This is a genomic window from Cellulomonas pasadenensis (genome assembly GCF_047229365.1).
Lineage (GTDB): Bacteria > Actinomycetota > Actinomycetes > Actinomycetales > Cellulomonadaceae > Cellulomonas.
In genome coordinates, this window is the sequence record NZ_JBFTEP010000168.1 from 1 (window position 1) to 6627 (window position 6627).

Below are 6627 nucleotides of genomic sequence, written 5' to 3' on the forward strand. Positions count from 1 at the left end.
GTGTCGGCGGGCGCGCCACCGCCGGCGGCGTCGTCCACGACGAGCTCGACGTCCGTCCTGCGTGCGGCGCGCCCCACGAGCCGACGGTAACCGCGACCGGCGGGGCGCACCGGTCGACCGCGGGCACCCGCCGCGTGCCGGACGCCACCGTGCCCGGACGCCACCGTGCCCGGACGCCACCGTGCCCGGACGCCACCGTGCCCGGACGCCACCGTGCGGCCCGTCGCCGGAGCGACGGGCCGCACGGGTCATGCCGTCCTCGGGGGGGAGGGGGACGGCGGTGCTGTCCGCGGCCGGACGGGGCGCTGGTCTCGACCCCGTCCGCCGCGGACGTCGGTGCGTCAGGCCTCGGTGGTGCGACCGCGGCGACGCAGGATCATCAGGACGGCACCGATGGCGACGGCGCCGACGGCGGCCAGCAGGCCGACGAGGGCGGACGTGCCGGTCGCGGCGAGCACCTGCCCGCGGCTGCGGGGCGCGTCGTCCGTGGCCGCGAGGACCTCGGCGCGCTCCGTGACCGACGGGGACGGCGCGGGCGCGGCGGCGGCCGGGGCGGGCGTGGCCGTCGGCTCCGGCGCGGCGGAGACGTCGGCGGTGGGCGTCGGGGCGGGGGCCGGGGTCTCGGCCGGCTCCTCCGCGACGTCGTCGGTCGGCTCCGGCGTCGGGACCGGGGCCGGCGTGGTCGGCGCCGGGGCGGGCGTCGTGGGCTCCGGCGCAGGGGTCGTCGGCACGGGCGCCGGGGTGGTGGGCGCGGGGGCCGGCGTCGTGGGCTCGGGCGCCGGCGTCGTCGGGACCGGCACCGGCGGCACGGCCGGCGCGCACAGCGCGTCGAGGTCCAGCAGCTCGGCGACGTCGTAGTGGCCGTAGAACGCGAGCGTGTTCTTCACGTGGAAGCCGCCGTCGGGGGGCGTGATGACCGTCGGCACCGCCGACGCGAGGTCGAGCGTGCGGCCGGCGATGCCGTTGCCCACGAGGTCGACCTGCAGGCCGTACGCGCCGGGCTCGGCGCAGACCGCGGCGGTGTCCGTGGCGTCGAGCACGAGCGGCACGACCTCGTAGCTGCGGGGGAGCGAGGAGGAGGCCTCGTGACGCTGGCGGTCGTCGGCCGTCGGCCACGCCCACACGGGGTGCAGGGCGACGCGGTGCTGACGGGTGCTGTTGGACCAGCCGGCGTTGCGGCGGACGTCCTTCTTCTCGTACAGGAAGTAGCCGGTCGCCTTGTCGCACGTGTAGGCGTCCCACGGGATGACCTGGCCGGCCTTCCAGCCGCCGCAGAGCTCGGGCTTGCCGGGCTTGGACGGACCCTTGCCCGGCTTCCCGGTCTCGCCCTTGCCGGGCTTGCCGTGCCAGGTGCTGGTGTGCCAGCCGCGGTCGCCGTCGCCGGTGGCGGACGCCGCGGCGGCCGGCGCGACGAGCAGCGCGCCTGCGGTGAGGAGGACGAGGGGGAGGTGATGACGCTTCACGAGGGGTGGCTCCACAGACCGTGGGACGGGGGACGGAGGCCGGGGTCGCACGGTCACGCCGTCGGCCGCTCCGGACAATAGGGCGTATTCGGACAACCGTGCAGATCCCACCCACAACTCACCCGAAAGGGTCAGGTCGGCTGCGCCGTCCGACGTCCCGTTCGCGCGGGGCGGCCCGCGCGGTCGGAGGGGCTGTGACTGCGCCGCCACGGGCTGCTCCGTACCCTGGGACCCCCGTCCCAGGAGCTCCCGTGATCGTCGTGACGCCCGCCGCACCCGCCGACCTCGGTGCCGTGGCCGACGTGCTGGCCGAGGCGTTCCAGGACGACCCGGTCCTCGCCGTCGTCGTCGGCGGCCCGGCCGGCGGGGTGCGGCGGGAGCGTCTGCGCCACCTGTTCGACGGCATCCTGCGGTCGGGGCCGGCCGCGGCCGGCACGGTCGACGTCGCGCGCCGTGCGGGGGCCGCGGACGTGCTCGGCGCCGCCGTGTGGCAGGCGCCCGGCGCCGGGCGCGGCCTGCGCGCGGAGCTGCCGCACCTGCCGGTGTTCCTGCGGGTGGACGGCGTGCGCGGGGTGCTCCGCGCGGCGCGGGTCCAGCGCGTGCTCGAGCGGCAGCGCCCGGACCGCGCGCACTGGTACCTCCAGGAGATCGGTGTGCCCGTCGCCGCGCGCGGGCTGGGCGTCGGCGCCGCGCTGCTGACCGCGCGCCTGGCCGCCGTGGACGCGGCCGGCGCGCCGGCGTACCTCGAGTCGTCGACACCCCGGAACCGGCGCCTGTACCGGCGGCACGGGTTCGTCGAGACCGCGCCCGTGCGGGGGCTGCCCGGCACGGCGCCGGTGGGCATGTGGCGTGCGCCGGCGACGGGGTGCACGGCCGCCGGCTGAGCCGCGCGGGTGCGCGCCCGGGAAGCGCGGGTGACCATCGACGCGGTGCTCGTGCGGCGTGCACGGGCACGGCACCCGAGCCCCGGGAGGGCACCGATGAGCGTCAAGGTCGCGATCGTCTACTACTCGGCGACGGGCACCCTGCAGGCGATGGCCGAGCGGCTCGAGCGGACGGCGGCCGACGCCGGTGCGGAGGTCCGCCGCCGGCACGTGCGGGAGATCGCTCCGGAGTCCGCGATCGACTCGCGGCCGGAGTGGCGGGCGCACGTCGACGCCGTGGCCGGGGAGCCGGTCGCCGAGCCGGACGACCTCGACTGGGCCGACGTCGTCCTGCTCGGCTCGCCGACGCGGTACGGCAACGTCGCGAGCCAGCTCCAGCAGCTGCTCGACACGACGGGGCCGCTGTGGTCGCAGGGACGGCTCGCGGACAAGGTGTACGCGGCGTTCACGGCCTCGCAGACGGCGCACGGCGGCCAGGAGGCCACGCTCCTGTCGCTGTACACGACCGTCATGCACTGGGGCGGGATCGTCGTGCCGCCCGGGTACACCGACCCGGTGAAGTTCGTCGACGGCAACCCGTACGGCGTCTCCCACGCGACGGGCGCCGAGAACGACGCACCGCTGGGCGACCCGCAGCTGGACGCGCTCGACCACCTCGCGCGGCGCGCGATCCACGTCGCGGAGCGCCTCGCCGCGTGACCTCGGCGCGCCGTGCCGCCCACGCCGTGCCGCCCCGCCGCGACCGCGCGTGCTCGCCGTCGGCGAAAGACCTTGGCACCCGCGCCGACGCGTCGTACGGTCGAGGCACACGGGAAGGAGGTGGTCCGAGACATGAAGTCTTCTTGGACGCGTGAGGTGACTGCCCGCTAGTCGCCCGAGGCATCGGACGGACTCCGAGGTCCGCCCGCACCCCGTCAGGACCCCCTGACCGGGCGGCGAGCGAATCCCCGGCAGTCACCGCAGCCCGTGGGTGCCGCGACATCGTCCATCGCGGCGGGGCCCTCCCGAGGAGGGTCCACCCCACGGGCTGTTGCCTGCCCGGGCACGGGCGGGCCCCCGGCCGCCCGCCGCGCCGGGCGGATGAGAGGGTGGGGACGTGCCCCTCAAGAAGCCCGCCGAGATCGACGAGATGCGGCCCGCCGGCCGCTTCGTCGCCCACGTCCTCACGTCGCTGCGCGAGCGTGCACGCGTCGGCATGACGACGCAGGACCTCGACGCGCACGCGCACCGCCTCATCGACGAGGCCGGCGCCCGGTCCGTGTACCTGGGCTACCACCCGAGCTTCGGCGCCATGCCGTACCCGGGCGTCCTGTGCACGTCGGTCAACGACCACGCGCTGCACGGTCTGCCGTCCGACCGCGTGCTCGAGGACGGCGACGTCGTGAGCATCGACTTCGCGGCCGAGCTGAACGGCTGGGTGTGCGACTCGGCGCTCACGTTCCAGCTCGGCACGCAGACGCCCGAGGCGCAGCGCCTCATCGCGGCGACCGAGCAGGCGCTCGACGCCGGCATCGCCGCCGCCGTCGCGGGCGGGCGCATGGGCGACGTGTCGGCGGCGATCGGCCGCATCGGGCACGACGCCGGCTACGGGATCAACGGCGACTTCGGCGGGCACGGCGTCGGGCGCACCATGCACGAGGACCCGCACGTGCCGAACCTCGGCCGCCGTGGCACCGGCGAGAAGCTCAAGCCGGGCCTCGTCATCGCCATCGAGCCGTGGTTCATGGCCGGCGGCGACGGGTACGAGGTCGACGACGACGGCTGGACCATCCGCACCGCCGACGGCTCCCTCGCGGCGCACGCGGAGCACACGGTCGCGGTGACGAAGGACGGCCCGGTCGTCCTGACGGCGCGCGACTGACGCCACCCGGCGGCACCGGGAGGTGGTGCCGACGTCCGACGGCAGGAGGACGGCGCGGGCGACCCCGGGCGGACGCGGCTGCGCCGTGGTCCGGGCGAGGATGCCGACGTGACCGATCTCCAGCAGCCCCTCCGGGCGCGCCCACGGCCCGGCGACCCGGGCGACGCGCGCCGCGCCGTCACCCCGCTGCACCGTGCGGCCCGCGTGGCGTTCGGCCTGTACCTCGTCGTGCTGGCCGGCGCCGCGTTCCTGCCGCTGCCCGTCGGGATGCCGCCGCGCGGGTCGGGCGTCGCGTACGAGCTCACGCTGCACCGTCCGGACCTGCTCGGCGGCTGGGAGGCGCAGCGCAACGTGCTGATGACCGTCCCGTTCGGGCTGCTGCTGCCGCTCGTCGTCCGGTGGCGGTACGAGGCCCTGCTGCTCGCGTGCGTGGCGGTGACGGTGGTCGTCGAGACGGGGCAGCTCGCGGTGTCCGCGCTGGTCGGGTGGCCGTGGCGCGCGTTCGACGTCAACGACCTGCTGCTCAACACGGTCGGCGGGCTGCTGGGGCTGGCGGTGACCGGTGCTGCGCTCGCGGTCGTGCGCCGGCCCGTGCCGCCCCGTCCGTGGCGTCTCGTGCCCGGTGCGCTCGCGGCGGCGCTGGTCGGGTGGGCCGTGGTCTCCACGGTCACGACGCCGGCCGCGACCGTCCCCGTGTACGCGTGCGACGAGCCGCCGGCCCACGCGGTGACGGCGCTGCCGGCGGGCGCCACCGCGTACGCCGGGCCGGACGGGTCCGTGTGCGTGCTCGTCGACGACGGCACGTCGTCCCTCCCGCTGGACGCCGGCCCGCGCCCGGCGCTCGTGCTCGTGCGCTCCGACGTCACGTGGGAGTACGGCCTCGTCCGCCCCGGTGAGGACCCGGCTCCCGATGCGGCGGACGCCACGGTCGAGCTGTACCCGGTGGAGGGGACCACCGCGCGGGTGTGGGTGGCGCGCGGCTGACGCGCCCCCGTCCCCGCGCGTGCGGTCGCTGCCGTCAGCGCGTCGCCAGGACCGTGCGCAGGCGGTCGACGAACGCGCGCGGCTGCTCGAGGAAGCCGGTGTGCTCGCCGGGGAACGCCGTGACCGGCACGCCGAGCAGCGCGGCGAGGGCGGCGGAGGTCGCGGTGGTCTCCAGCGCGCCGGACTCCTCGCCGACCCCGACGACGACACGGCGGGCGCCGGCGCGCACGCGTGCGACGTCCGGCACCCACGTCGTCGTCCACGCCAGCTCGTGCGCGAAGAACCGGGCGCCGTCGCGTGCCAGCTGCTCCTCGTCGCCCATCGCGGGCGGGCCCTCGGCGTCGTCCTCCCAGCCGACGGTGCCCGCGAACGCACCCCACGCGGCGTCGACCCCGTGCTCGTGGAACGTCTGCACCACGAGCGCGGTGCGCGCGTGGTGGACCGCCGCGTCCGGCAGCAGGTCCAGCAGCGGCGGCTCGTGCGCCACGAGCGTGCCGACCCGGCCGGGGTGGTGCTGCGCGAGCGCCAGCGCCGTGACGGCGCCGCCGCTGGAGCCGAGGACGTCCGCGGCGGGGGCGTCGAGCGCGTCGAGCAGCGCCGCCACGTCGTCGGCGCGGAGCTCGGGCGTGGAGTCCTGCGCGGGGTCGTCGACCGTGCTGCGGCCGATGCCGCGCGGGTCGTGCGTGACGACCGTGAAGTCCTCGGCGAGGGCGTCGGCGGCGTCCGCGAAGTAGAGGGCGCCCATGGGGGAGCCGACCAGCAGCAGCAGCGGTCCCGCGCCCCGCACCTCGTAGGTGAGACGGGCACCGGGGACGTCGAGGGTGCGCACGTCGGCGGTCACGGTGGCGGCCACGGTCAGCTCCGCCGCGCGGTGAGGTGGACGTCGACCTCGTCGCCGGCGGCGTCCTTGCCGATGGCCGCGCGCAGCGCCTTGCGCAGCGGCAGCCAGTGCGGGCCGCTGCCGGACGGCATGAGCGTCGCCTCGAACGGCGTGCCGTCGAGCGTGCCCGCGACCTTGACGGCCCGGCCGGTGCCCAGCACGTGCTGCGAGTCCGGGACGGTCAGGTAGGTGTCGAACGCGCCGTCCTTCTCGAGCGGCGCGGTGAAGGCGTGGTCGAGCGGGACGGTCATGGCGACTCCTATGTCTACGGTGTGTACATGCGGCGATGTCCACACCGTAGACTTCGGCGCATGGCCACGGCAAGGGGCAGCTACCACCACGGCGACCTCGGCGCCGCGCTCGTCGACGCCGGCGTCGCGCTCGCCCGGGAGGCCGGCGCCTCCGCCGTCGTGCTGCGCGAGGTCACCCGCCGGGTCGGGGTCACGCCGCGGGCCGCCTACCGGCACGTCGCCGACCGCGACGCCCATGCCGACGACCGGGACGAGCAGCAGCACGAGCGCGATGTTCAGCACGCAGCTGATCGTCAGGAAGACG

8 protein-coding genes are annotated in these 6627 nt (G+C 76.8%); 5 read left to right on the plus strand and 3 right to left on the minus strand.

What is annotated here, in order from left to right; genetic code table 11:
- Window positions 1–341: 341 nt before the first annotated feature.
- Window positions 342–1463 carry a hypothetical protein gene (locus AB6N23_RS16545; protein WP_412867085.1) on the minus strand — a complete coding sequence of 374 codons (1122 nt, stop codon included), beginning with the start codon at window positions 1461–1463 and terminating at the stop codon, window positions 342–344.
- 251 nt (window positions 1464–1714) lie between these two features.
- On the opposite strand from AB6N23_RS16545, the gene AB6N23_RS16550 reads away from it, so the two are divergent.
- The 4 genes from AB6N23_RS16550 to AB6N23_RS16565 all read left to right on the plus strand — a co-directional run bounded on the left by AB6N23_RS16550 (window position 1715) and on the right by AB6N23_RS16565 (window position 5192).
- Window positions 1715–2347 (plus strand): GNAT family N-acetyltransferase, encoded by a 633-nt coding sequence (locus tag AB6N23_RS16550; protein ID WP_412867086.1) that lies wholly within the window; start codon window positions 1715–1717, stop codon window positions 2345–2347.
- Between the two features lie 96 nt (window positions 2348–2443).
- Window positions 2444–3046: an NAD(P)H:quinone oxidoreductase gene (wrbA, locus tag AB6N23_RS16555; RefSeq protein ID WP_412867087.1), complete on the plus strand. Its 603-nt coding sequence runs from the start codon at window positions 2444–2446 to the stop codon at window positions 3044–3046.
- 397 nt (window positions 3047–3443) lie between these two features.
- On the plus strand, window positions 3444–4208 hold the full coding sequence (map, locus tag AB6N23_RS16560) for a type I methionyl aminopeptidase (RefSeq protein WP_412867088.1): 765 nt from the start codon (window positions 3444–3446) through the stop codon (window positions 4206–4208).
- A gap of 108 nt (window positions 4209–4316) precedes the next feature.
- A complete protein-coding gene (locus tag AB6N23_RS16565; RefSeq protein WP_412867089.1) occupies window positions 4317–5192 on the plus strand; it encodes a VanZ family protein in 876 nt (291 codons plus the stop codon).
- Window positions 5193–5226: 34 nt separating this feature from the next.
- Here AB6N23_RS16565 and AB6N23_RS16570 read toward each other — a convergent pair whose 3' ends face one another.
- Both AB6N23_RS16570 and AB6N23_RS16575 read right to left on the minus strand, forming a co-directional pair.
- Window positions 5227–6045 (minus strand): alpha/beta fold hydrolase, encoded by an 819-nt coding sequence (locus AB6N23_RS16570; protein WP_412867090.1) that lies wholly within the window; start codon window positions 6043–6045, stop codon window positions 5227–5229.
- Between the two features lie 2 nt (window positions 6046–6047).
- On the minus strand, window positions 6048–6323 hold the full coding sequence (locus AB6N23_RS16575; protein WP_412867091.1) for a DUF1905 domain-containing protein: 276 nt from the start codon (window positions 6321–6323) through the stop codon (window positions 6048–6050).
- 60 nt (window positions 6324–6383) lie between these two features.
- Between AB6N23_RS16575 and AB6N23_RS16580 the strand changes: the two genes are divergently transcribed.
- A partial coding sequence (locus tag AB6N23_RS16580) for a TetR family transcriptional regulator (RefSeq protein ID WP_412867092.1) occupies window positions 6384–6627 on the plus strand: 244 nt, incomplete at its 3' end.